Origin of the sequence: Affinundibacterium seohonense, from assembly GCF_014284305.1 — a bacterium.
In the GTDB taxonomy this organism is placed as follows: domain Bacteria; phylum Pseudomonadota; class Gammaproteobacteria; order Burkholderiales; family Burkholderiaceae_D; genus Undibacterium; species Undibacterium seohonense.
On the sequence record NZ_JACOFW010000007.1, the window covers coordinates 164,015 to 188,893 of the forward strand.

Annotated in this window: 20 protein-coding genes; 7 read left to right on the top strand and 13 right to left on the bottom strand. The window is 47.7% G+C overall.

The window, feature by feature from the left end; translation table 11 throughout:
- Positions 1–42: 42 nt before the first annotated feature.
- Together H8K52_RS08775 and H8K52_RS08780 are read left to right on the top strand one after the other, a co-directional pair.
- The gene (locus H8K52_RS08775) at positions 43–1,083 is read left to right on the top strand and encodes a serine hydrolase (RefSeq protein ID WP_186922518.1); all 1,041 of its coding nucleotides are present in this window, start codon (positions 43–45) and stop codon (positions 1,081–1,083) included.
- Between the two features lie 100 nt (positions 1,084–1,183).
- Complete coding sequence (locus tag H8K52_RS08780; RefSeq protein WP_186922519.1) at positions 1,184–3,451, top strand: TonB-dependent receptor plug domain-containing protein; 2,268 nt, start codon at positions 1,184–1,186, stop codon at positions 3,449–3,451.
- Positions 3,452–3,692: 241 nt separating this feature from the next.
- On the opposite strand, the gene H8K52_RS08785 is transcribed toward H8K52_RS08780, so the two are convergent.
- Together H8K52_RS08785 and H8K52_RS08790 are read right to left on the bottom strand one after the other, a co-directional pair.
- Positions 3,693–6,110, bottom strand: coding sequence for a two-component system response regulator (locus H8K52_RS08785; RefSeq protein ID WP_186922520.1), 2,418 nt, complete (start codon positions 6,108–6,110; stop codon positions 3,693–3,695).
- Complete coding sequence (locus tag H8K52_RS08790; RefSeq protein ID WP_186922521.1) at positions 6,100–7,959, bottom strand: PAS domain S-box protein; 1,860 nt, start codon at positions 7,957–7,959, stop codon at positions 6,100–6,102. The genes H8K52_RS08785 and H8K52_RS08790 overlap by 11 nt, the downstream gene beginning before the upstream one ends.
- Before the next feature lie 328 nt (positions 7,960–8,287).
- On the opposite strand from H8K52_RS08790, the gene pap reads away from it, so the two are divergent.
- Positions 8,288–9,793: a polyphosphate:AMP phosphotransferase gene (gene pap, locus H8K52_RS08795; protein ID WP_186922522.1), complete on the top strand. Its 1,506-nt coding sequence runs from the start codon at positions 8,288–8,290 to the stop codon at positions 9,791–9,793.
- Positions 9,794–9,805: 12 nt separating this feature from the next.
- Here pap and H8K52_RS08800 read toward each other — a convergent pair whose 3' ends face one another.
- The 11 genes from H8K52_RS08800 to H8K52_RS08850 all read right to left on the bottom strand — a co-directional run bounded on the left by H8K52_RS08800 (position 9,806) and on the right by H8K52_RS08850 (position 20,261).
- Entirely contained in the window at positions 9,806–10,456 is a 651-nt protein-coding gene (locus tag H8K52_RS08800; protein WP_186922523.1) for a Rossmann-fold NAD(P)-binding domain-containing protein, read from the bottom strand.
- Positions 10,457–10,720: 264 nt separating this feature from the next.
- The gene (locus H8K52_RS08805) at positions 10,721–11,893 is read right to left on the bottom strand and encodes an acetyltransferase domain-containing protein (protein ID WP_186922524.1); all 1,173 of its coding nucleotides are present in this window, start codon (positions 11,891–11,893) and stop codon (positions 10,721–10,723) included.
- Between the two features lie 157 nt (positions 11,894–12,050).
- Positions 12,051–14,216: a TonB-dependent siderophore receptor gene (locus tag H8K52_RS08810; RefSeq protein ID WP_186922525.1), complete on the bottom strand. Its 2,166-nt coding sequence runs from the start codon at positions 14,214–14,216 to the stop codon at positions 12,051–12,053.
- 67 nt (positions 14,217–14,283) lie between these two features.
- Positions 14,284–14,979, bottom strand: a complete 696-nt coding sequence (locus H8K52_RS08815) for a DUF3299 domain-containing protein (RefSeq protein ID WP_186922526.1) — start codon at positions 14,977–14,979, stop codon at positions 14,284–14,286.
- Positions 14,980–15,041: 62 nt separating this feature from the next.
- Positions 15,042–16,334, bottom strand: coding sequence for an ABC transporter permease (locus H8K52_RS08820; protein ID WP_186922577.1), 1,293 nt, complete (start codon positions 16,332–16,334; stop codon positions 15,042–15,044).
- 32 nt (positions 16,335–16,366) lie between these two features.
- On the bottom strand, positions 16,367–17,125 hold the full coding sequence (locus H8K52_RS08825; protein WP_186922527.1) for an ABC transporter ATP-binding protein: 759 nt from the start codon (positions 17,123–17,125) through the stop codon (positions 16,367–16,369).
- A 49-nt stretch (positions 17,126–17,174) separates the two neighbouring features.
- The gene (locus H8K52_RS08830) at positions 17,175–17,711 is read right to left on the bottom strand and encodes a ZrgA family zinc uptake protein (protein ID WP_186922528.1); all 537 of its coding nucleotides are present in this window, start codon (positions 17,709–17,711) and stop codon (positions 17,175–17,177) included.
- Between the two features lie 53 nt (positions 17,712–17,764).
- Positions 17,765–18,127 (bottom strand): 6-pyruvoyl trahydropterin synthase family protein, encoded by a 363-nt coding sequence (locus tag H8K52_RS08835; RefSeq protein ID WP_186922529.1) that lies wholly within the window; start codon positions 18,125–18,127, stop codon positions 17,765–17,767.
- Positions 18,128–18,129: 2 nt separating this feature from the next.
- Positions 18,130–18,504: a phosphoribosyl-AMP cyclohydrolase gene (locus tag H8K52_RS08840; RefSeq protein ID WP_186922530.1), complete on the bottom strand. Its 375-nt coding sequence runs from the start codon at positions 18,502–18,504 to the stop codon at positions 18,130–18,132.
- Positions 18,497–19,771, bottom strand: a complete 1,275-nt coding sequence (zigA, locus tag H8K52_RS08845) for a zinc metallochaperone GTPase ZigA (RefSeq protein ID WP_246464385.1) — start codon at positions 19,769–19,771, stop codon at positions 18,497–18,499. The genes H8K52_RS08840 and zigA overlap by 8 nt, the downstream gene beginning before the upstream one ends.
- A 61-nt stretch (positions 19,772–19,832) precedes the next feature.
- Positions 19,833–20,261: a MerC domain-containing protein gene (locus H8K52_RS08850; RefSeq protein WP_186922532.1), complete on the bottom strand. Its 429-nt coding sequence runs from the start codon at positions 20,259–20,261 to the stop codon at positions 19,833–19,835.
- A gap of 467 nt (positions 20,262–20,728) precedes the next feature.
- On the opposite strand from H8K52_RS08850, the gene H8K52_RS08855 reads away from it, so the two are divergent.
- Genes H8K52_RS08855 through H8K52_RS08870 form a run of 4 tightly spaced genes read left to right on the top strand, consistent with a single transcriptional unit; the run spans position 20,729 to position 24,813 of the window.
- Positions 20,729–22,036, top strand: coding sequence for a hypothetical protein (locus H8K52_RS08855; RefSeq protein WP_186922533.1), 1,308 nt, complete (start codon positions 20,729–20,731; stop codon positions 22,034–22,036).
- Positions 22,033–23,154: a hypothetical protein gene (locus tag H8K52_RS08860; RefSeq protein ID WP_186922534.1), complete on the top strand. Its 1,122-nt coding sequence runs from the start codon at positions 22,033–22,035 to the stop codon at positions 23,152–23,154. The genes H8K52_RS08855 and H8K52_RS08860 overlap by 4 nt, the downstream gene beginning before the upstream one ends.
- Entirely contained in the window at positions 23,138–24,070 is a 933-nt protein-coding gene (locus H8K52_RS08865; RefSeq protein ID WP_343044158.1) for a metal ABC transporter solute-binding protein, Zn/Mn family, read from the top strand. The genes H8K52_RS08860 and H8K52_RS08865 overlap by 17 nt, the downstream gene beginning before the upstream one ends.
- Positions 24,067–24,813, top strand: a complete 747-nt coding sequence (locus H8K52_RS08870; RefSeq protein ID WP_186922536.1) for an ABC transporter permease family protein — start codon at positions 24,067–24,069, stop codon at positions 24,811–24,813. The genes H8K52_RS08865 and H8K52_RS08870 overlap by 4 nt, the downstream gene beginning before the upstream one ends.
- Positions 24,814–24,879: the final 66 nt, after the last annotated feature.

Here is a 24,879-nt window from a genome sequence, read left to right on the forward strand (position 1 = left end):
TCTAAGCGTATAGAAGCGGAAAGAGAGCTTATTGCTGACGATATGGCAGCGTCCATACTCGGTCAGCCGTGGCCCTTGGCACGTGCCTTGCAGGCGCTGGATAAATTGCAGATAGCTGGCTTGACCCAGACGGCAATGGCCGCCAATGGTGGGGATTTACTGTCACGTATCAAACGTTTAGTGCGTCCGGATGTACAGCCCTGGCATTGGAAAATGGCAGCACCCGTTCTCGGTATTGTGGCTGCTTTGTTTCTGGTGTTACAAACGCAAGTCAATGCTGCACCTGACCAAGCGGCGCCTGCCAAGTCGACATCTCAGCATCCTATTCTACTCAGTGCCTATGTCAAAACGAGTTCTGAGCATGTCATGGTAATGGATGAACAAAGTGGCAAAGTCTTGTTGGAAAAAAATGCGGATAGCGTGGTACCAATCGCTTCACTCAGCAAACTGGTGACCGCGATGGTAACTCTTGATGCGAAGTTGGATATGAACGAGATGATCACGCTTGATAAGGGCGATGTCGCTGGCTGGCAAAATACCCAAGTGAAGTTGTACCAAGGGATGAGTTTGTCGCGGCAAACGCTATTAGAGTTGAGCCTGATTCCATCTAGTAATGCAGCGGCGCAGGCTCTGGCACGAAGCTATCCAGGCGGCAAGGCGGCGTTTGTTTCTGCCTTACAAAAGAAAATCGCGAGCTTGGGATTGCGTGCAACGCATTTAGAGGACGCCACAGGGATCTCACCGAATAACCGGTCTAGTGCTAGAGATTTGGCGCATTTGGTCAAGTTAGCCGCTAGCTATCCTCAACTACGTCAATTGACTAGCCGTAGCGGAGGTCAGTATCGTCGTGACGGTAAAGTGGTCGACTACCAAAGCACGAATCCATTGATCGTCGATAAAAATTGGGACCTCAGTTTATCAAAAACTGGCTACTCCAAGAATGCAGGACGTTGTATCAGTATGCGCGCCACCATTGCTGGCAGGCCGATTATCGTTATTTTGTTAAATGCAAAGAATACTGATGTGCGTACCGACGACGTCATGAATATACGAACAGCCCTGGAAGACGCTACATCGGGCTAAGCCTTCCGCTTTCGCTTTCCTTTTCACTTACGTGACTGTCTTGCGCCAGAACAGGCGCAAGAGAACTCACGCCCCTACATTTTGAATGAAAGAAAATATTATGCTTAATCAGCAGACTTCAACACGTCTTGACCATTTGTCAGACCAGCGAAAACTTGTACAGATACCAGTAAGCAAGCCTATTACGATGGTGAAGACGAACATCGCATTCAGTATCTTGATCTTGAGTTCCTGCACCTATGCGCAATCGCAAGAAGTGGTCGGGCAAACAGCACCCGTGCGCGTTGAGGTTACAGCAAAGGTGCAACCGAATCGCGATAGGCAGGATGATATCGGCATGCGCGTCGTCTATGGCAGCGACGATATCAAGAAATATGGCGATACCAATATTAGTGAGGTGTTAAAACGACTTCCAGGTATTAGTATCAGCGAGAGCAAAGGAAAAGGGCTTGAGATCCGTATGCGCGGACTTGGCAACGGTTACACCCAAATATTATTGAATGGTCAGGCCACGCCAGTCGGTTTTTCTATCGATAGTGTCGCGCCCGATTTGATTGAGAGTATCGAAGTGATGCGAGTCGCCGGAGCCGATGTGAGTGCGCAAAGCATTGCAGGAACGATCAATATCGTACTCAAGAAAAAAAGCAGTCAGCAGCCCACCGAAATAAAGTCCGCTATCAGCCAAGAGAATGGAGAGTTGTCAGGCAATGTAAGTTGGAGCATGGCAGATCAACTCCCGAGCCAATTTGCGAATCTATCTTTTGTGTTAGCAGGTACTTTAGAAAGTAGCCGCAATGAGATCAATCAGCAGCAAAGCGAAGCTTATGCTATACGTCCTAATGGCCTTGAGAATTGGCAATTGCAAACCGACAGACTGTTACAACAGAGCCAAAAAAATCGTCGTGATGTCGCAAGTTTTTCGCCCCGTCTGAATTGGAAAATGGATGCGCAGAATAATGTCAATTGGCAAGCAAGCATCAATCTCAGTCGACTTGGGCAGAATAAATATGAAAACGAAAATTCCCTCCTTAGTGAGAGTACAGAGTTTCCCAATAATAGTAGCGTTTGGAATGCGCATGTCTTTAGCTCGCGCCAAGATGTTGGCTGGGAGCGCCGTTTAGCGAATAGTGCAAAGTTAAGCATGAATCTAGGTTGGAATCGTTTTGATAGATCTGGGCGGTTTCAGTTTTGGGGTAAAAATCAGGATGGAGCGTTGCGCGTCCATCGTTATGTGGCGGGGGATGCAGATGAAACTGAAGCGCGTTTTCATGGTAAATATTTAGCGCCATACTCCGCATCCCATGTCTTTAGTGTAGGTTGGGAGATGAGTCATGCACTACGTCACGAAAATCGTGAAGAACAAGAGCGTGCTATGCCTTCAGGTATTTCGGATCACACTGCGCATGACTATCAGGCTAACGTGCGCAAACTAGCGGCTTATCTACAAGATGAATGGACGATCAATAACGCATGGTCAAGTTATCTCGGTTTGCGAATGGAAAATATTCGTAGTGGCAGTAAAGAGCAGGGGGCTTTTGACGTTCAAAACAGCTCTAGTCTACTGAGTCCTATACTGCAAAGCGTGGTGAAACTCGATAAACAAAGGCAATGGCGCATGGCATTGAATCGCAGCTTTAAGCTTCCCGTCGTCGCCAATTTGGTGCCACGCTTATTACGCATAGACAACAATAATACCCCGCTGAATCCCGATACGCAGGGCAATCCCAATTTGCGTCCGGAACGCTCTTGGGGCTTGGAGCTGGCGTATGAACACTATCTGAGTGACAGTAGTGTGATTAGCGCCAGCGCCTACTGGCGTCGAGTGGACGATGTGATCACTGAGCATTTATCCTTGAATGGGAATAGTTGGTTGTCGACTTTTATCAATCATGGGCAAGCCAGACTGATGGGCTTGGAAATCGAAACTAAACTCAATTTGAAACAATTGTCAGCGAGGCTGCCTGCGGTAGAAATGCATGCCAATCTCAATCGCAATTGGTCCAAGTTAGAGCAAGTACCAGGACCGGATAATCGTTTGGCGCAACAGACAGGTTTGCTCATCAGTATTGGTGGCGATTATCAATTTCACCCTGAGATACGTCTAGGCGCAGACTATAGTTTTCAGGCTGCAGATAACTTGCGAGAATCTGTCTATCTAAATGGGCATAGTCAACCGAAACGTCTCCTGGATTTTTATATCGCTTGGCAATTGTCACCTGAACATCAGTTGCGTTTTTCAGGCACCAATCTTCTACATCAAAATAGAGTAGATACCACAAACTACACAAGTTCGAGCGCACGTTGGAGCGAACAGAGTCAACAACAGTCAGCGACGACTTGGCGATTGGTGTGGGGATCGAAATGGTGAAATGCCTAATCCAAAGTCTGGTGGTATCGTTGGAGCGCAATAAATCCCGCCACAAATAAAAGCGCCAAGTTGGGTAGCAAAGCCTAATTAAAGCTCAGGTAGCGCCCTTGAAGGGGCGCCTCTTCAAGGGAAGGATAAATTAGCACGGTTCGACATAATGCAGAGAACGTGTGTAAAGCCAGTCGACTGATCAGTTCTGCATTGCTGTTCGCGGTGTGATCGGGCTGGATGACATCCTGCTTCACATTAATAAGGCATTAAATTGTCGAATGTCCACGGGTTTGCCAAACAAATATCCTTGAAAATGGACGCAGCCTTTATTCCGTAAGAGCCTGAGCTGCAGTTCATTTTCGACTCCTTCGGCGATGACGTCGAGTCCCAAGCTATGTGCCATGCTGACGATGGTTCGGACGATCGTTCGGTCATGTTCATCGTCTTCTAAATCCTGCACAAATGAGCGATCAATTTTTAACTGTTCTATCGGTAAGCGCTTGAGGTATTGCAATGAGGAATAGCCGACCCCAAAATCATCGAGAGCAAATCGGATGCCCACCGCATTGAGCTTGCGCATAATTGCAATCGTGGCATCAATATCGTCGAGCAGCATACCTTCGGTAATTTCTAACTTAAGTTGATTTGTTGGTATTGGGTAAAGCTTGAGTAAGTTCAGCACTTGGTCTGCAAAATCGGTTTGCTTGAGCTGTCGGGCGCTCACATTGACAGCCAGTACCAAATGTTGCGTGAGCGGTGAATCTTGCCAGGCTAAAATCTGCTGACACGCGGTCTCTAGGACCCATAAGCCAATTGGTACGATCAGACCATTTTCTTCTGCTGCATATATAAAATCATTGGGTGTAATCAAGCCTAATTCGGGGTGCTGCCAGCGAATCAATGCTTCAGCACCGATCGCTTGGCGCCAATTATCGACCTGAACTTGGTAGTACAAAACGAATTCATGATGGTCTATCGCTCTATGAAGTTCCGCGTCTAAACTTGCGCGCTTGGACATGGATCGTTGCATGTTTGGGTCAAAGAAATTGAGCTGATTCCGCCCATTCTTTTTCGATTGGTACATGGCAACGTCAGCCTGTTTGATGATGTCGTCCGCTGACACGGCCGCGCCATGAAATAGCACTGCACCGATGCTTGGCGTTGAGTAGTATTCATGACTTCCGAGCAGATAACGCTCATTGAGTGCGTCAATGATTTTTTTGCCGACGACGGCGGTCTGCTCTAATGCTTGTGCTTGATCGGCACTTAGTTGCTCTAACATGACGACGAATTCGTCACCGCCCAAGCGTGCAACAGTGTCACATTCACGGACGCAAGATTGTAAACGTTGTGCGACCATCTCCAAGAGTGCATCGCCCATATCATGACCTAAGGTGTCATTGAGCATTTTGAAATCATCTAGGTCGATAAATAAGATCGCACCGTATTGGTGGCTACGCTCGTTGTTTGCCATCGCGTGCTTCAAGCGATCCATGAACATGCGCCGGTTAGGTAGTTTGGTGAGTGAGTCGTGATAAGCAAGAAAGACAAGTTGACGTTCACTGGCACGAATCGCGGTCAAATCGGAAATCGTGTGCACAAACTGTAGTAGTTTTCCCTCTTCATCACGGACGGTGCAAATTTGTTGAAGTGCATTAAAAATGCGCCCATCGCGACACTGACACAGTCCTTCACTTGACCACGCTCCTTCGGCAGAATCCGCAATCGCTTGATAGCTGGGAGTCGCATCCTGACGGATCAACAGAAAATCGGTTGGGACTTGACCAATAATGTCTTCAGTCGTGTGTCCAGTCATACGCGTGAAGGCCGGATTGGTGGAAATAAGCTGGCCGTTTTTGTCCAGTATCATAATGCCTTCGGCCACCGCACTATAAACCACACTCGATTGCAAGAGTTGCTGCTCTAGGTCTTTTTGTTTGGTGATGTCACGAACCGCGCCAAGGATAAAGATGCTGCTATCTTTTTTCTCACGTAAATTGCCATACAGCTCCAACCAAGAATAGTCGCCGTCGTCGCGTTGATAGCGAAAAATAAAATTAAAGAAACCCTTGGTCTGTAACATGAGGTCGACGTGGGCTTGGTCGTCTGGATGCACACGTTCTAACATTTTGGCCAAGTTGCTAGTGTAAGGACGAAGGTATTGACCAAAGATACTATCGAATTTAGGATCACCACAAACCTCTTGATCGGTCGAGTTCCATTCCCAAATACTTAGATCGGCGGCTTCGATGACCAAAGCAAGCCGTTCCTCAGAGCGTGAAAGTGCACTTTCAGCATTGTGTCGAGCGCGTGCTATTTGTAAGGATGCATAGAGTTCTTTTTTTTGATAGGGCTTGATGATGTAACCAAATGGCCCACAGGCTGCGGCGCGATTGACGGTCTTTTCATCGACGTAGGCAGTTAAAAAAATCACTGGTAGCTGCCATCCCTGGTAGATAGCATCACAGGCATCGATACCATCGATATCGCCTTTTAAGTTGATGTCCATCATGATCAAGCTTGGATTGTCACGAATCACGGATTCCATCGCGGTTTCAAAACTGTGACTGATCGCCACCACCTCATGTCCCATTTCTTCCAGTGTCTGTCGCAGATCAAGTGCAACGACGGGCTCATCTTCGACGATTAAGATACGTTCAGTTTGCATAGTCGGCTCCTTCATCACGCTCAGGTATCTGAATGGTGAACATCGCACCCTCTGTACTTGAGGTGGTTTGCAATGTTGCATCAAGTTGTTGTACAAACATAGGAATTAATTGTGCGCCCAAACTCTTGCGACCGCCCCACACGAAGTTCGCAGGAAGTCCACAACCGTTATCGCTGACAGTCAGGGTGATATAGGAGCTCTTGACTCTTGACGACGTACTAACCACTTGGTTAGATTCGGCATCGTTTCTGACAAGGTGTACACGGACTTTCCCCGCTTGAGAAAGCTTGAAGGCATGCTTCATTGCATTCAACAGTAATTCACTCACGATGAGTCCGCACGGAATTGCCCGTTGAACGTCGAGCGAAATGATCTCGTTATCGTGAATAAATTCCATCTCGATTGGCATGTCCTGATCTTGATAGCTAATTTTTGTCAGTGTGATCAATTGCTGTAAATACTCACACAAATCGACGTTCGATAAGTTCTCGGATTCATACAGTAATTGATGTACTAAGGCCATAGAACGAATCCGAATTTGGCATTCATTGATGGCCTGGGCTGCATCATCGGAAACTTTGCGCGCCTGCATGTTTAGGAGGCTAGAGACAATTTGTAAATTATTTTTAACGCGATGATGGACTTCATGTAGTAGCGAAGTTTTTTCTTCGAGTGAGCGTTGTATTTGCGCTTTCTGTTTGTTGGACAGACTAATGTCACGCGCTAGTTTGCAAGCACCAATGATGTTGCCATGTTGATCGCGTAGGGGAGAAATGGTGACCGAGACTTCCACAAGGTGACCGTCTTTATGCACCCGCATGGTTTCAAATGGCGAGATATGTTCACCTTTACCGATTCGTTCTAACAGAGCACGTTCTTCATTCACTTTACCCGGCGGAAAGAGCAAGGTCACTTTTTTGCCTAGAGCCTCAATCTCGGTATAACCAAGTAGCCGCTCTGCTGCTGGATTCCACGCTGTAATAATGCCATCGAGATTTTTCGAAATGATCGCTTCATCGGATGAATCGACGATGGAATGAAAACGTGACTCTGAAATCTTTAAGGCTTCCGCATCATGATGACGTTGCGAGATATCGTTCCCAGATGGGATCAAATGCGTGATGTTGCCTTGGCTGTCGCGTAGTGGTGCCATCATGAAATCGATCCACATCAACTGCCCATCACGCATACGAACTTGCATATCGAGACGGGATACCTGTCCACGAAGCGCACGTTGTACACATTGTTGCATTTGTCCCTGCAAATGTGCATCATGTTCAAACCAAAAGCAATCCCATACTTTTTTGCCACGCACATCGTCGATACAAATCCCAGCGGCGTCCAGTGGTGCTTTGTTAGCGTGGCTTAGTGTGCCATCTAATTCTAAAACACCGACGAAAGTAAATAGATTGTCCAAGACATTGAGTAGACGCAATTCACTCTCTTCGAGCATTTTTTGCGAGAATTGATCAACCTGAGAGTCTTGAATGATGCCGATCACACCTAGGATCTGACCCGAGGAATTTTTCCAAGGATAATAATTTGCTAGTCTGTGTAGAGATGGGCTATTTTCTTGCCCTGTCTTGCCATGTATCTCTTGGTTGAGCAAAGGAATGCCATGCTCGATAACAAAGCGCAGTTTGGGTTCTATGATGGAGGCGATATCAGGAATGAATTCGCTCGGTCTTTTGCCAAGCTGTTCGGATGCTGTTAGGCGGTTATTTTGTGCGTGACGCTGATTAATAAAACGCAGGCGCAGATCTTGATCCAAGATCACAACGCCAATCGGTACGTGGTCAAGTACCAAAGAGAAGAGGGTAGTCAAATCTTCAAACGATATGTCTTGCATCTTTGATCCTCATCGCTTACAAACTTGAAGAGCGTTGCTTATTAATGAAAAAAATATTCCATTCCTCCTAAATACTACTCTGGTTTTTGTTTCTGTGTGGAATATAGTTATTTGTCGAATTTCAGCTTGTTGTATCGGTGTTTTGGCATGTAATTTCACCTTGCCTTTACATGTAATTCGATCGACCTATGATGAAAAAAATATGAATTTATTATGTGGTTGTTGTAGTTGATGCAGGGTACAAACTACTCCTTGAAAAGATCGGTTAGAAACCTGTATAAGTTAGTTGTGTGTTCACAAGAGCAAATTTCAATTAAGGGCGGACATCATGTTTGAATCAGCCGAGTTAGGCCATAAAGTCAGCAAGGGAAAATATAAGAAATTAGTCCCAGCTTTGCGAGCGGATTTACTCGATGCGCAGATTGAATTATTCAAACACGGGAAATTCCCCGTCGTGTTATTGATTAGCGGTCAAGATGGCGCGGGCAAGGGGGAAACCATTAATGTTCTATACGAATGGATGGATGCCCGTTTCATTTCAACAATCGCTTTTTCGCAGCCAAGTGACGAAGAACGCAGTCGTCCAGCGATGTGGCGCTTTTGGCGTTCGTTGCCGCCTAAGGGACGAATTGGTATCTTTGCTGGCTCTTGGTATTCCGACCCGATTGGGCAAAGGCTTGCAGGTAGCATGTCGAAAATCGAGCTCGATGCACAGATCGATAGAATCAATCGCTTTGAAACGATGCTGATCAACGAAGGTGCCTTGGTATTGAAATTTTGGTTTCATCTGACTTACGAAGGACAGAAGCAACGTCTAAAAGAACTAGAAAGTAATCCCCGCACCGCCTGGCGAGTGACGAAATGGAATTGGGATAGGTTAAAAACCTATGACAAATTACAGAAAGTCTCAGGGCACATGCTCAGAATGACGAGCAAGGCGGCCGCACCATGGATCATCGTCGAAGGTACTGATGATCGCTATCGCTATTTGACGGTGGGCCAGACCTTGCTCGATGCGATTCGCGCCAAACTCGCGGCGGTAAAAAATACAGTGGCGGTTGAGAGTGCCCCCATGTTGCCTCAACCGAGTACCATCAATCTCCGCTCAGTATTGTCAGCATTAGATCTGACACAATCACTCGCAGAGCGCAGCTATGAAAAACAATTGGCGCAGTGGCAGGCAAGATTAGCCGAGCTGGCGCGCGACCCACGCTTTAAAGGTCGCTCGGTGGTGTGCGCTTTTGAAGGCGCCGATGCTGCAGGTAAGGGTGGCGCGATTCGACGAATCAGCGCCGCATTAGATGCGCGTCAGTATCAGATCATTCCCGTCGCTGCACCAACCGAAGAAGAGAGCATGCAGCCCTACCTCTGGCGGTTTTGGCGACACATTCCTAGCCTTGGTCGTTTCACGATATTTGACCGCACTTGGTACGGTCGTGTGCTGGTCGAGCGAGTCGAAGGATTCTGTACACAAGCCGATTGGTCACGCGCTTACGGCGAGATTAACGACTTTGAACATGAGCTAAGCGAAGCCGGCGTCATTGTCGTTAAATTCTGGCTGCAAGTGAGTCAGGCCGAGCAATTGCGGCGTTTCAAAGAACGCGAAAAGATTGCGTTCAAGCGTTTTAAAATAACCGCCGAAGATTGGCGTAACCGTAAGAAATGGGACGCCTACCAACAGGCAGTGTGCGACATGATCGATCGCACCAGCACAGGCGAAGCACCATGGACACTCATCGAAGCCAACGACAAAAATTTTGCCAGGGTCAAAATTTTGCGTACTTTATGCAAGCGTATAGAACTAGAACTCGATGGCGGTTTGAAAGAGATTTGATTTGACTATTCTTTACGAAGTTTCTGGCAGTTGATAAATCTGCTCAGATTCGATCACCCTTAGACCAGCTGTTTTTGCGATTCCAAGTTGCCACATCATGCGAGCCACTTTGTTGGTGCTAACTGCGCGGTAACGTTGGGGAAGAATAGGTGCAATCCATTTTGCAATGCGAATCGCGATTGCTTCGCCTATGCGTTTTTCTGGTCGAGGACCACCGTCAAGAAATGAAGGGCGCACAACACCAAGCGAGGTAAATCCTATTTGCGCAAGGTCAGACTCAATCTGTCCTTTTACCTGTAAATAGAATGACCGCGCTTTGGCGTCGGCTCCGAGTGAGGAGTTATACACCCAAGTTGGCGTACCCGCTTTCTTGCACGCCTGCGCTGCTTGCAACACGTAATCATGATCCACTGCAAAAAAAGCTTGCCGACTACCAGCTTGCCGCATCGTCGTACCTAAAGCGCACAACACCAAATCGGCATGCCACCAATCTGCATTCATTGGCAATCGCGCAAAATCGACAATAGGATTCAGCAGTTTTGGATGCACTGCAATGGCTCTTCGAGTCGGTGCAATGACTTGTTCAACACGCGGATCGATCAATGCCAGTTTAAGTAATTGCTGTCCCACCAAGCCGGTAGCACCTAGAATAATGCACTTCATTTTGTTTCCTGGTTTTTGTTGATGAGGGCGGTTTGTTGTCCGTGAACCAGAATCTAGCACAGTACATTCTCCGTGGAGATATCTATTTTGATAGTGGTGTGATTTAAGTAAGAGGAAAATTCATGCGGACTTCAAAAGGAAAACAGTTTGTTTCCAATCTTTTGAAATCCGCGCAGATGGCGCTAATTCTTTGCAGTCGCTAGGCGAATCGATGTGAAGTTCATCGCATTAGATTTCAAAGGTATTTTTTCTAACCGCATGAAATTACAAATACCGCACCCAAGCTTGTTTGCTATTCCGCTTGAATACCGCAAATTGGCGGCAAGGAAAATACAATATTGGGACCAAGAGTGCAGCGCAAAGCCAAACTTGCCAGACATAATCGACGCCAAATCGATTGCCGTGATTGGCACCAAAAATATGCACTAAGAGTGTCTGCAAAATCAACAATACATACAAATGTAGGATGTAATAGAACATTGGTGCAGAACCGATCTCAGCGCAGAGTTGCGTGAAACGATTGTTGCTGCGTTCAAACCATGCGAGACAGAGCATGCCAGTGCCTATGGTTAGTAAACTAAAGAGTAAAGACGGCGGATACTTTTGGAAGTTGAGATAGGACATGCTGGTCCTGATGAAATCGGGGTAGTGTTGCCAATGTTGGTTCTCGCCATAGATGTTGAAACTGCGCAAGAGCAATAAGGCAGCAAGTGCGGCTAGTCCAATGGTGATTAAGCGGCGTTGGCGTTGCAAACTGCTGATTCCTTGTTGATACAGTGGTCCACAAGCAAAACCAATCAGGATAATGCCTATCCATGGCAATAAGGGATAGCTGATTTTAATCGTCGCAAGAGGTTCTGGTAAAAATCCGCGTTGAAAGAGGATGGTCCAAATCGTGTAGGCAGGGTGGTCGCTAACGATCTTGATATCGCTAATCATATTGTGTCCCGCCACTATCAAAATACCGAGCGATAACAATAGGGAACGTGGAAGCTTATGGAGCAATCCTAAGCAAATCATCGCCAAACCGATAACCCAGATGACCTGTAGATACCAAATCGTTGGCGGGAAATGTCCCACCCAAGCAAAATTGATTATCGTGAACTCGAGTGCAATGAGAAATAACCCGCGCTTAACGAGAAAGCCAGTAGCATCGCGCTTTGCGCCATGAAGATGTGTGGGATTTGCGTAGAGCCATGCAGACAAGCCCGCCAAAAATACAAATATGGGTGCGCAAAAATGGGCTGTTAGTCGGGTAAAAAATAGAGCAGGATCTGTTTGCTCAACCAGCATAGGATCGCCAACTTGCCTGTGTAGATAAATTGTTTCGCGTACGTGATCAACCAGCATGAGAAGCATGATGACGCCTCGCAAGCTGTCGATCGCATTGATTCTGTTTCGCGTTATGTTGATGTTGGCTGCGATGCTAGTATTCATGCTGGTATTCACGCTGTTATTTATACTGAAGGTGGAGTGAGGTCGAACTTGGCTTATGGAAAAATCGCTTTGGATTGACAAGTGCGGCAGCGTAAATTGGATCATTCACCAATTACGCTACCGACTCATTCAGCTCTCGTTTAAATTAATGAAAGTCTTAGAAAGCTACGCGCAGATTGGCGCTGATCTGTCTCTCACTTCCAGGTTGTACCCACACTTGACTGTAAGCGCTGGCGAAGTATTGACGGTTCGTTAGATTATTCACTTGAACATGCAGTTGCATTGTCGAGTTAATACGATAGTCGGCAACCAGTTTGACCGTTGTATATGCAGGCAAGATGAAGTTGCTACTCAACGCCACGTCGCCATAGCGTTCGCCTATGTATTGCAAGCCTAGACCGATGCCGCTCGCATTGCCGTTTAGCTGAAAACTCTGTTTAAGAAAGAGGTTGGCGCTATGGGTTGGAACATTCGGGAAGCGGCTGCCAGTCAAGATTAAGTTATCACCACGGCTGACCTTCGCATCGGTGTAAGCATAAGCCGCAGTGATGCGGAGATTGTCTTGCAATTGGCCTTCTACATCTACTTCTATCCCTTGACTCTTGAGCTCACCAGCGGTGACTGAGAAGTCTGTGTTCACTGGATTGGTCGTGAGTACATTGCGTTTATCGATGTTGAAAATCGCGATCGTGCTGCTTAAATTTTTCTTGGCATTCTCCCACTTCATGCCAAGTTCGTAAGAGCGACTTTCTTCTGCGGGAAACGCGGTATTGTTGATGCTAACGCCGCTGTTCGGCCGAAAACCTTGTGCCGCGGAGAGATACCAAGCTAGGCTAGGCGTGGCTTGATAAACGACGCCAATACGCGGGCTGCTGGCTTGCAAAGATTGTTGATTGACTGTTGCTGTGCGGCGGTTTTCCACACGTTGTTGATAGCGATCAAAGCGAACGCCAAGCAAGGTTTTCCACTGCGTGTTCCAGTGTATTTGGTCCTGCAAATAAACGGCGTTGGCTTCCTGATTTTCCTTCGTGTTGATCGACATCGTCAAAGGGTCAGCCTGCTTTCCATAGACTGGCTTGAAAATATTGATGCTATAAGGATTGCTTGCGGAGGGATTTCGTCTGAGTTGGACTCGCTCGTCTGCAAACTGGACATGTTCGACGCCAAATAAAGTCTGATGTTGTACACCGGCGATCTGATGATTGCCAGCGATCTCGATACGTGCGCTGCGGTCAGACGCAGAAAAATCACGATGGCGGCGTTGACGACGTAAGGTCTCATTGTCGGGCAAAAGATTGCTCGCTTCGGTTGAAAAACCTTTGATTTCGCTGTCGCGATATGAGAGGCCGGATTGTAAAGTCCAGTTTGGATTTAAGTCATGTTGGAAGAATACTTGGTGTCCTAAGGATTTCGTTTGCATGCGTCCATCTGCTGGTTCGCCTAGGAAACGCGAGTTTGGTATGAGGCCAAGTTGGCCCTTTACCGCTACCACGCCGCGATCAAACGGTGATTTCTGTTCATTCGCTTCTAACTCATAAGACAAGGTCGTGTGGTCATTGAGGCGCCATAAAAAAGATGGAGCGATGAAGGTTCTGTCTGTCTTGTGATAGTCACGGCCACTTTCGCTAGACTCGCTTGCGAGATTGATGCGATAGGCGAATTGTTGGCTGATGGGACCAGTCAAATCTACCGCGATGCGTTTTTCTTGGAAACTGCCTAGTTTCATGTCAACTTGGTAGACAGAATCGAAACGTGGTTTCTTCGTGAGAATATTGATAGTGCCGCCAGGCTCACCGCGGCCGTAGAGTGCGGAAGCCGGTCCTTTCAAAATTTCAATCGCATACGTATTTGCATTGTCGCGAATACCGTTGTAGCCGCGACTTGAGTTGACGCCGTTGACCATGTAGTCAGAACCAAAATTAGGATCACCTGTGAAACCACGCATCGCATAGCTATCCCACAAGCCACCCAGATTGCTTTGACGTTGAATGCCACTGCTCAGATCCAAGGCATCGCGCAAGGTGTTTGCCCCAGTGTCCTGCAAGAGTTCTGCGCTGATCACGCGTACAGCCAGTGGTAAGTCAATTAGCAAACTATCGTTTTTGGTGGCACCAGCGACAGATAAATTTCTATATTGCTTTTGCCCTTGCACTTTGACTTGTTGCGGCACATCTTTTTTTTTGATTTGCTCAGATGTCTGCGTCGAAGATTCGATGGTGTTTGTTTGGCTGTTTTTTGCTAAAGCCGTTTCTTCAGCGTTCGCCAGTTGCGGATATAAGCTTGCCAATAAGATGGCGAATGCGGTGTGAGTTGTTTGGTTCATTTGCTTTGATTCGTGAATTATTGATTAAAAAAAGTGTAAAAAAAAGAAAAAATTTGCGGCGCGTCGATTACTTGTAAGGCACAACTTTGACCGCATTGAGTCGATAGCCTGCGGTTCCCAGTTCGGCCTGACTACGCACGCTATCTAGTTGACCGCTGACCCAGACAGGTTCCATGGTCTTAATCGCTTGCGCTTGTTCTAACTGGACTTCGATGATCTGATTCGCAGGTGGGGGCGGGGTGTGTAGGCAGCCACCAAAATAAGGAACTAGCAAAAAAGTACCGACTTTGCCGTTTTCGATATCGAGCGGCACGACAAAGCCAGGAATCCGAACATACTTCTGATTGAACAAAGGGTTGGTTGGCGCGTTATCCCATGCCGTTCTGAGTTTCTTAAGAGCAGAAATCGCGCGTGGATCAGCATCGTTAAAGTTACCTAGATCCATATCTTTAAAGTCGGCGCTCGGGTCCCAGCTAGCGGGAATGAGATCTTCCCAAGAGATGGTCTTAAAGCTAATCGGCTTTCCTGTCGCATCTTTTGGGCTGTCTTTGCTCGCACTCTGGACTGCGCTATTTGCTGACTTGTTTGGCTTGTTTGGCTTTAGTCGCTCCCCAATTTTGTATTCGCCATGTGGATCGGCTTTCGCGGCCGAGCTTTTTGTTTTTTCTGCTTCTTTACTTTGCGCAGCGCTGGGTTTGCTTGCAAGCATGTTGAGGCTGATCAGTAGGGTGATCGCGATAGCAGCAATGCTTAAGAGTTTCATTCTTTTTAGAGTCATAGTCATGGCTTGGTAAATTTGTTTTATGTTTTTTGAGAATTGCTAATTTATAAGCGCGTCGATAAACCATCGCTGAGGGTGTAGCGATAGGCACGCCAAGCGGGAATCAATCCTGCTAAAAGACCCGCTAACAATAACCCTCCAATAGCGGGTAATTCACTGCTGCGTATCAAACTCATTTGCAAGCTAATGCCGAAATGATCTTGCAAATGGCTAGCGCCGATCAGACTCATCAAATCGACGATGGCAATGCCAAAGAACAGTCCAAGCAAACTCAGCATGGCGCTTTCAAGTAACAATAAACTTGCGATATACATCGGGCTTGCACCGACTGCTCGCAGAATCGCGAGTTCGCGCCGTCGCTCATTCAAGCTGGCGGAAATGACCGCGATCAAACTACAAAAACTAATCAGAGCAACCAAGGCAGCGATACCAAAGAGTAGTTGTTCTACTTGGCTTAGCATTTGCCAGAGTTCGTCCAGCGCTACGCCAGGAATCACCGCGAGCAGGGCTTCATCCGCAAAACTATTGACGGAGCGTTGCACACGAAAAACCGCGCTACGATTCTTTAAGCCGATTAAGGCAGCCGTAATTTGTTGTGGCTGTAAGTCAAACTTACGCACATGTTCTGGGGCGATGGAAAACTGTGGGATGGGCGCGCCTGCTTGCCAGTCCAAGTGCAGCGCTTCTATCGCTTGCAAATTGACATGCACGGTGCGATCCACTGGCGTACCCGTGCGTGCCAAAATGCCGATCACTTGAAATGGTTTGTCGGCGTGTTCTTGCGTCAGTTGCGCTTGTTGTATTTTCTTTGTAGGCATACCATGACTCAGAACAATCTTGTCGCCCACTTGATAACTTAACTGCGCCGCAATCTCTGCACCAATCACTGCACCAAACACATGATCTGCGCCGTCTTCAAAGAAGCGACCTTCACGCAAACGCAAGGCTTGTTTTTGTCCATAACGTAAATGTTGGAAGTAGGCGGCACTGGTACCAAGTACCGGAAAGCCTTTGTGCGAATCACCTAAAGAAATCGGCACTGACCATGCAATTGCAGGATGGCGCGTGATGGCTTCATAGCTTTCCCAGCGAATATTGTTGCTGGCATCACCGATGCGAAAAACCGAGTACAGCATCAATTGAATCGGGCTGGTTCTGGCACCGATGATCAAGTCGGTTCCTGCGATCGATTGTGCAAAACTGCTGCGCGCATCTTGTCGCACTCGTTCTACTGTGAGTAAGAGCGCGCAAGAAATTGCAATCACGAACACCACTAATCCCAAGGTGTAGCGCCGATTTAAGGCGCTCTTAAGGGCGATCTGCAAGATCAGACTCATGCGCAAGCTTGCGCCGATTTTTGATAAGGCTTTCATGTTCTTACCTGCCATTGTTGGCAATCGACTTGGCGGTCAAAATGTCGAGCTAAGCGTTGATCATGACTGACAAAAATCAAGCCAGCCATCGAGGTTTCGCATTGAGAGATCAGGCGTTCCATAAAACTTTGTTGATGCATTTCGTCGAGCGCAGAGGTCGGCTCATCGGCAATGATGAGTTGCGGGCTACCGATTAAGGCACGTGCTGCGGCGACACGTTGCTGTTGGCCTATGCTGAGATTCGCAGCAGGCTTGTTCCAGTTGGTTTCGGCGATGCCGAGTTGCGTCAATAACTGTTTGGCAGCCTGCTGTGCAATCGATGGTTTGACTTGATCACTCCCCGTGCTGGCACAGGCCGCTTTTAAGCGTCGTGTGGAGAACTGGCAAGGCAGCATGACATTGCTAATCAAATCGAGATAAGGGATGAGATTAAATTGTTGAAAAATGATGCCGAGATGGTCAACCCGAAACTGATCGCGTTGCGATGCTTTCAGTTGCTTGAGATCTTGCCCTAATAGTTGGATATGGCCCTTAGTCGGTTCATTGATACCTGAGCATAGACTCAGCAAGGTACTTTTGCCACAACCGCTAGGCCCGTGTATGAATACTCGCTCGCCCGCCTTCATGCTGAAAGCAGCGATATGCATTTGTGCTGATGTGGAGTTGGGATCGGTGTTTTTCCACGCAAATTGCACATCCTGCATTTGCAATAAAGGGGCGTCCGTATTGTTGTTGTTTTTATTTATGGCATACATGGCATAGTCCGAAAGCTATCTTTTTTTGTTTTGAACAAAGTCTTTGGCCTTACCAAGTCATGTTGATTTCGTCTGCCTGTAAGGTTTTGGCATGCTGTCCTCCTGCGTGTACGACTTCTACTTTGAGACGATGTATGCCTTTGTACTGCTGCAATAGCTTGGCTTTTAGGCTGCGCAAGTGCTGTGGGTTTTTGCATTGCAGTTCCAAGTCAAAACGCAAATCACCATGCTTTTTCTCGTCGTTTGTCTTTTGCTTACCGGTGATTACAGGAGAGTCGAGTTTGATCTGCCCGGCTTGACATTGCGCTGCTGGGCTTAATTCAATCCATAGAAGCGGATTTTGTAATTGCAGGAGCAGTTGCTTTACTTTTTCTTGTTCGGCTTCATCCTTAGGCGCACGCTCAAAGCCCAAGAAATTATCGAGTGGACTGGAAAAGCTCAACACTGCTTGCGATTCATCGATCGCTAGTTGCAACTGCGCTTGTCCGTGCACGTGGGCGTGCAAGGAACTCTTTTGTTGTGCAAAACTTGGCGCGTGGCTTAAGGCGAGGATGCCAACAATCAGCGCAAAGAGGATTTTTTTCATAGTCATTGGAAAGTCACTTGTCGTTGTCTTAGGTTTTTATTTGTGTGCTTTGTTTATTTGATCAATTCGCAAGCATCACCAGTCAGGCCGCGAGCCACTTTGATACGACAAAGTTGGGGTAGGGCGGGTGAAAGTCGTTGCCATATATAGGTGCACAAATTTTCTAAGGTGGCCGGACCTAGGTCTTGCACTTCATCGAGTAAGCGGTGATCGAGCTCGTCACGGACGTTGGCAATTGCTTGTCTGATCAAGTCGAGATCTGTCACCATGCCGGTCTTTGTGTCTGGTTCTCCTGATAACCAAACCGTGGCACGATAGCTGTGACCGTGAATTCTGGCGCTACTGGCTTGGTCGAATTTCCTTTGCAGGCTATGTGCTGCTTCAAATATAAAACTCTGAGACAGTTGAAATTGCATCTTTAATCCTGCCAGTCGAATTCTCGATGAAAGCAAGAAGAGCTGACATGGGTGGGGCTATCTTCTTTTGGCACATCAACGACTAAAAGTAGGCAGTTTTGCTCCTCATTGAGTAGCATTTCGCGTACTGGATATCGTCCAACCGGGCGCGGATAGCGACGCCACACTCCTTTGCGATGCTGTACAAAATAATGAGCAACACCAGTACTAATCGTGCGTTCAAAAGCCCGTCTATCCATCCACTCAAAAAGCAGAACCTGTTTGGTTTTCGCATCTTGAGCGACGCAAGGAATTAGGCCCTTATCGTCAAAGATAGGATTGAGCGCGTGTCCCGTAATGGGTTGGGAGGTGCTATTGAGTTCGACAAAATTAAGCATTGCTGATTTCCTTCTCGACTTGTTGCACTTTTATCTCTTGTTCGAAGTCCTCGCTTGCGTCTTGAGATTCTTCATCAATCCAACTTGGAAACGGATCAGGCAGGTTTTTCCAACCAGATTCGCCGAGCGCCATTTCAGCGTTGGTTAGTAAGCACAGATCTAATTGCGACGACAGCGCTTCTTGATCAAGCCCCATACCGATGAACACTAATTCTTGTCGTCTATCGCCATAAGGCGTAATACATTTATTCAAGATACGATCAAGATAATCTTGGTCTTGCGGCCATTCGGAGCGATCCACCGCAGACCACCAAAGTCCAGCGGGATGATGGCGGCAAATGCTGCCTGCTTGCGACCATTCGCCTGCTAATTCCATTCTGCTTGCTAGCCAAAAGTAGCCTTTAGAGCGAATCACGCCTTGCATGCCATAATGAATTTGCTGCCAAAAACGTTGCGGATGAAAAGGGCGTCGTGCGCGATAAGCAAAGCTGCTGATGCCATATTCCTCGGTCTCAGGAACATGTTCACCGCGCATTTCCTTTAACCAGCCTGGCGCAGCTGAGGCTTGTTCAAAATTGAAGCGACCGGTATTCAAAATGCGATCCAAATCCACGGAGGAAAAACTAGCGGGAACAATGTCAGCACGTGGGTTCAAGCTACGCAAAATGCCGTGTAGTCGTTCGAACTCATCTTGGCTAACTAAGTCGGCTTTATTAAGAACGATGACGTCACAGAATTCGACTTGTTCAATCAGGAGATCGACGACTTTTCGTTCGTCTTCTTCCCCCATGGATTCGCCACGTTCCTGCAGTGAATCCGTCGATTTGTAATCGCGTAAGAAGTTAAACGCATCGACCACCGTGACCATGGTATCGAGACATGCGATGTCGGAAAGACTGCGGCCTTCATCATCGCGGAATGTAAAAGTCTCTGCAACAGGCATAGGCTCAGATATGCCGGTTGATTCAATCAATAAATAATCAAAGCGACCTTCTTTTGCTAGTCGTTGAATCTCAACAAGCAGGTCTTCGCGCAAGGTACAGCAAATACAACCATTGCTCATTTCAACCAATTTTTCTTCAGCACGAGATAGTTGAGCACCACCTTCACGCACCAGATCGGCATCGATATTCACTTCTGACATATCGTTGACGATCACTGCCACACGGCGACCTTCGCGGTTGTTCAAAATATGATTGAGTAGGGTCGTCTTACCAGCGCCCAAGAAACCAGATAAGACCGTAACAGGAAGTAAGGGGGGAGTCATGTGTGTGCTCATTGGTAGGAAAAGTGATCAGTTGTAAAAGATGTCGTCGAATTGAAATCAATCAATTGTTAAGTGAAGTTGCTGTACTTGAAGTCGCAGCTGCACGCGTCATTCCAGGTGCCAATGCACATGCCTTGCAGTAGCCACGGTTTTTGATGTGCGCAATGATCAAATTGACGCCACCTATGCTAGCCAGAATGAGTTCCGCAATTTCGCCATAACGTGGTCCAACCCAAAAAATTGATGCCAGAAAACAGACAAAACCAGTTAAACCGAATAGCAATACGATGGCTTTGCGATGCTGCGCGAAGCCAGGGATTAAAGAAAAAATAATCGGTAAGGCAACCACGGCGATCATCCAATAATGGAAGTCATCGTGATGCGGAATTTGCGTCAAGAAGGGTATCAATAAAGCGACGGGCGTCAGCGCGCAATGCAGCAGGCAAAGTGCCGATGCAAATACCCCAAGATAGTCGCCGAGTTTAATCATGATCTTCAACCTGAATTCCTTGCGTTTAAATTTGCCTGCCGATCGCTTGATCGGGCGAGAAAAACAGCCTTTTTGTGGTCGCCGTTTTCCGAAAATTAAAAGAAAATAATTGCAACACAGTTGCAATTGCAGAATTCTAGTTGAACGCAAATTTAAATGCAACTCTGTTGCACAAACAAATTTTTTACCCTATTATGCAACCCTGTTGCAAGTTGGTGCTATAAATTAGTCTAGCAATAAAGATGTTTTTTTGAGGGTTTTAGTGGCTTTTTTGGTTTCTTAACAATCGCCATATTCGATCAATATCTTGAAATGTGACGACTTCATCTGTTTTCTACGGTTTATTTATAAGAATAAAAAGTTTGAGTAATCGTTGAAAGCATAGTCAAGCACCATGCTCAACACAAAGTATTCCAAGCAAATTCGTTTTACCTACTATTGAAATAAAGACAAAAGGAAAGTGATTCATGAAACAGAAAAATAAGTACCAACCGGTAAAAACACTGCTGGCATTGAGCTTGGCAAGTCTGTTGGCGGCGTGCGGTGGTAGTGATACTGCAACGACAGAAAAGAAGGATGACACGACTGTCACCATCGATACCGCAGGCCGCCTCGCGATCGCTGAAAAAGATAGTAAAAATCTTATCTTGCGCGACTTGGATAGTCACGTTACCGAAGCCACGCATCAATTAGACAATGCTGGCGCTGGTTTGTACGCCAGCCCGAACGGTCGCTATGTCGTTGCAACACAGCGCGCGCAAGATCTGGTGCAGTTTGTTGATGGTGGCATATGGCAAGAAGATCATGTGAATCACTTACATGATTACAAGCAGGGATCAAAGCTGATGACTTGGAAATTAGCTGGTTCTCGTCCAACCCATTATGACGTTCAAGTTGGCAAGCAAGCTGCGATATTTTTTGATGGCGATAGCGCCGTTACTCCAATTAAAAATTCCAGCGTTCGATTGATTACCGATGCGTCGATCGCTAGCGGTGCGGTTGCAGCAGGTTTTGATTTGAATTTCTCTATCCACGGTTTTGCTGAGCCTATCGACAATAAAATTCTTAGCGTAAGTCGTGCTGCCGATGCGAGTGACACTCTGCCGACCCATGTGCAACTCTATCAACGCAATGGCAATACTTACACTTTAGATCGCCAACTGGCAACGCGCTGCAATGGCATGCACGGCAGTTTTACAGCGGGTAAATTCACTGCAGTGGGTTGTATGGATGGCGTGATGCTCATCGAACATACAGGTCCTAACACCGTTAGTGATAAGAAAATTCTGACGCCGATTCGCATCGGCACTTTGATGGGACATGTCAAAGCACCGGAACAATTCATCGCCATCGGATCAGAAGGTGCTGCGCCAGCGCCAGTGACAACGCGTTTCTACGCCATCGCTGGGACTAATGCGAGCGCAACAGCAATCACGGTCACCGGTTGGGAAAACGGTACGGTACAGCGCGCTTCCGGCTTTGACCGCAGCGGCAATCGTTTCTACATTTTGGATAACAAAGGGAATCTCAGTATTCTGCAGCGCCAAGGCACGACTTGGAGCAATGTATCGCGCATTGTTGGTTTGATTCCTAGCATGCCAACAGCCGCGCCTTGGCCTGCAATTAGTGCGAATGGGGCGAAGGACGAAATCTACTTTACCGATCCGGTTGCGCGTCAACTGGTTCACTTCAATACAGCGACTGCCAGCGTATCGGCTCGCCGCGATCTGAGTTTTGTTCCAGCAACGGCATTATGGGTGGGGATTAGTCGATGAAAAAAATGTTTATCTGCGCCGGCCTGATGCTGAGCGCGCCAGTGATGGCACAAATGAAGGATTGGAAACTCGGTGCGGTACTTGATGTCGCCTACACTTCCAAAGAATTGGGCTTGGGCCAACGTCAATCAGGCTTGGCTCTGGGTCATAGTGACGTGATGGCGCAAGGACCATTAGGTGATTATTTCAGCGCCCAATTCGGTGTTGCGACCCATAGTCACGAGAAAAAAATTGAAACCGAATTAGAGGAAGCTTGGTTGCAAACGCGTGCCTTGCCTTTCGGTTTGCAGGCACGTGTCGGTCGTTTCGGTTCGCAAATCGGGTATCAAAATGAGCAGCACCCGCATGCCGATGATTTCTCTGAACGCCCCTTGTTGTATCGCGCCTTTCTGGGTGGACATTGGTTTGATGATGGTTTGCGTTTGAATTGGACGGCACCGACGGCACTGTATTTGAGTTTTGGTGCTGAAGTGTTTCGTGGCAAACAATTGGTGCAGGAAGCGATGCCCAGCCCGCAGTTCGGGATAGGCACTTTGACTGCCAAATTGGGCGGCGATGTCGGTCTATCGCATAGCTGGCAAGTTGGCTTGTCGCGCGTTCATAACAAACGTGAAGCGCTGCTTGAGGACGAGCACGATCATCACGAACACGAAGGGCATGGAGAAGAACATAACCATGCTCACGGTGCGCTGTTCCAAGGTAAAAAAATGTGGATGGCGGACTTGACCTGGAAGTGGTCGCCGGATGGAAACAATCAACGTGAGCAGATTAAATTCAATGCTGAATTTGCGCGCGTCTCACAATTGAATCGATTTGCGACACCATCCGATAAGCACTATGCAAGCTCGATTAGCCTGGTGTGGCGTTTTGATCCATCGTGGGAAATAGGTGGTCGTATGGATAGGCTAAAAGTCAGCACTCCGCACGGTGATCACTTTCATCCTGGTCGACTAAAAGAAGACAGCGTGACTTTGGCGTGGAAACAAAGCCATCGCCAAGTCGTGCGTTTGCAGGTGGCGCAGCAGCGTGATGCCTATGGCATGGAAAACGTCACCAAACGGTCAGTACAACTACAAACGATATTTAGTTTTGGAGCGCACGGTGCACATACTTTCTAAACTCAAAACCACGTTACAAGTCGTCTTGGTCAGCGGCGCTTTCGTTGCCAACGCTGGGGCACAGACGATAACAGTATTCGCTTGCGAACCGGAATGGGCAGCATTAACGCGCGTGCTTTTGCCGAATGCCAAGATTCACGTGGCGACCCATGCCAAGCAAGATCCACATCACATCGAGGCAAGACCAGCCTTGATCGCGCAACTGCGTAGCGCAGATGTCGCGGTCTGCACTGGTGGCGAATTGGAATCTGCTTGGCTGCCGATGCTGCAACAACGGGCTGGTAACTCAAAAGTACAGAATGGTGCTCAAGGCATGTTTTTCGCGTCGGAACAGATCGAGATGATTGATCCTCGTCCTGGTGTGGTCGGAACACCATTCTCCGGTGACGTCCACGCCGAGGGAAATCCACATTTTCATACTGACCCGCATCGCTTTTTGAAAGTGGCACATGCTTTGTCCAAACGCTTTGCTGGTTTGTTTCCACAAGAAGCTTCTGCCATCAATCAGCGTACACAAGCATTTAGCCAAATGTGGTCACAGCAAGTCCAGCAATGGGAGAAGCGTGCTGCCTCGCTCAAGGGAATGCGGGTAGCATCGCAACACACGACCTTTGCCTACTTATGGCGCTGGCTTGGTATCGAGCAAATCAGTGATTTGGAACCGAAACCAGGGATGGCACCAACACCAGCGCATCTGCAGCGTCAATTGAGTTTGCTACAAACGACGCCTGTTGAAGCGGTGGTCGTGGCAGCTTACCAAGACCCGCGCGCTGCTAAGTGGTTAACTAGCCAAGCGGGTATTCAAGCGCCTTTATTGGTCTTACCTGCTACGACAGAAAACCCTTTAGCAGCCGACGCCTTAGTGACCTGGTATGAGCAACTAGTCACGAGCTTGGTGAGGGTGAGAGCCAAATGATGGAGTGGTGGTTTTTAGTGCCTATCCTAGCGCTAGCGTTTGGGGTCATGGCATTAGCACCGCTGGGTGTGCAAGTCTTGTCGCGTGGTGTGGTCTTCATTGATCTGGCACTGGCACAAGCTGCCGCCGCAGCGGCACTTTGGGTGTCTGTCTTGTTGCATGATTCCAATGCCGTGACCACGCAAATTTTCGCGGCTTTGGGTGCTCTCTTGTGTGCAGGTTTGGTGGCGGGTATGGCAAAGCGCTGGCCTGCACAGCGTGAGGCTTTGATTGGCTTAGTGTATGTCGCGGGTGCGAGTTTGTCTTTATTGGGGGCGCGTATCGATGCTCATGGTCGCGAAAGAATGGCGGAGTTATTAGCTGCCGATATGCTGTGGGCAAGCTGGCCACAAGTCGCTTCATTAGCGGCTTGTGCAGTCGTTCTTGGTTTGGTTTTGTTATTGGCGCAGTCATCGTTAAAGAAGGATCTGATTTTTTATCCACTCTTTGCCGTGATCGCCAGTATGGCAGTTCCAATTCTTGGTTTGTTTGTGGTGTTCGCCAGTTTGATCAGCCCAGCCTTGTGGGTGCACCGCGGCTTATCTTTGAGCTTAGCGATAGCCGTGACGATTGTGGCAGCCGGTTTAGGTCTGAGTGCATCTTGGTATTTTGATGCACCGAGTGGCGCCTGTGTCGCTTTGGCTTTGGCGACATTTGGTGCAGCAAGCGCGCTGCGTCCGCAATCAAGCAGGCATGGTACTTGAGACATCTCTCATTTGTCATCTTAGGTAAAATCATGCGTGCTGTTTAGTCAGCACGCATGACGTTGA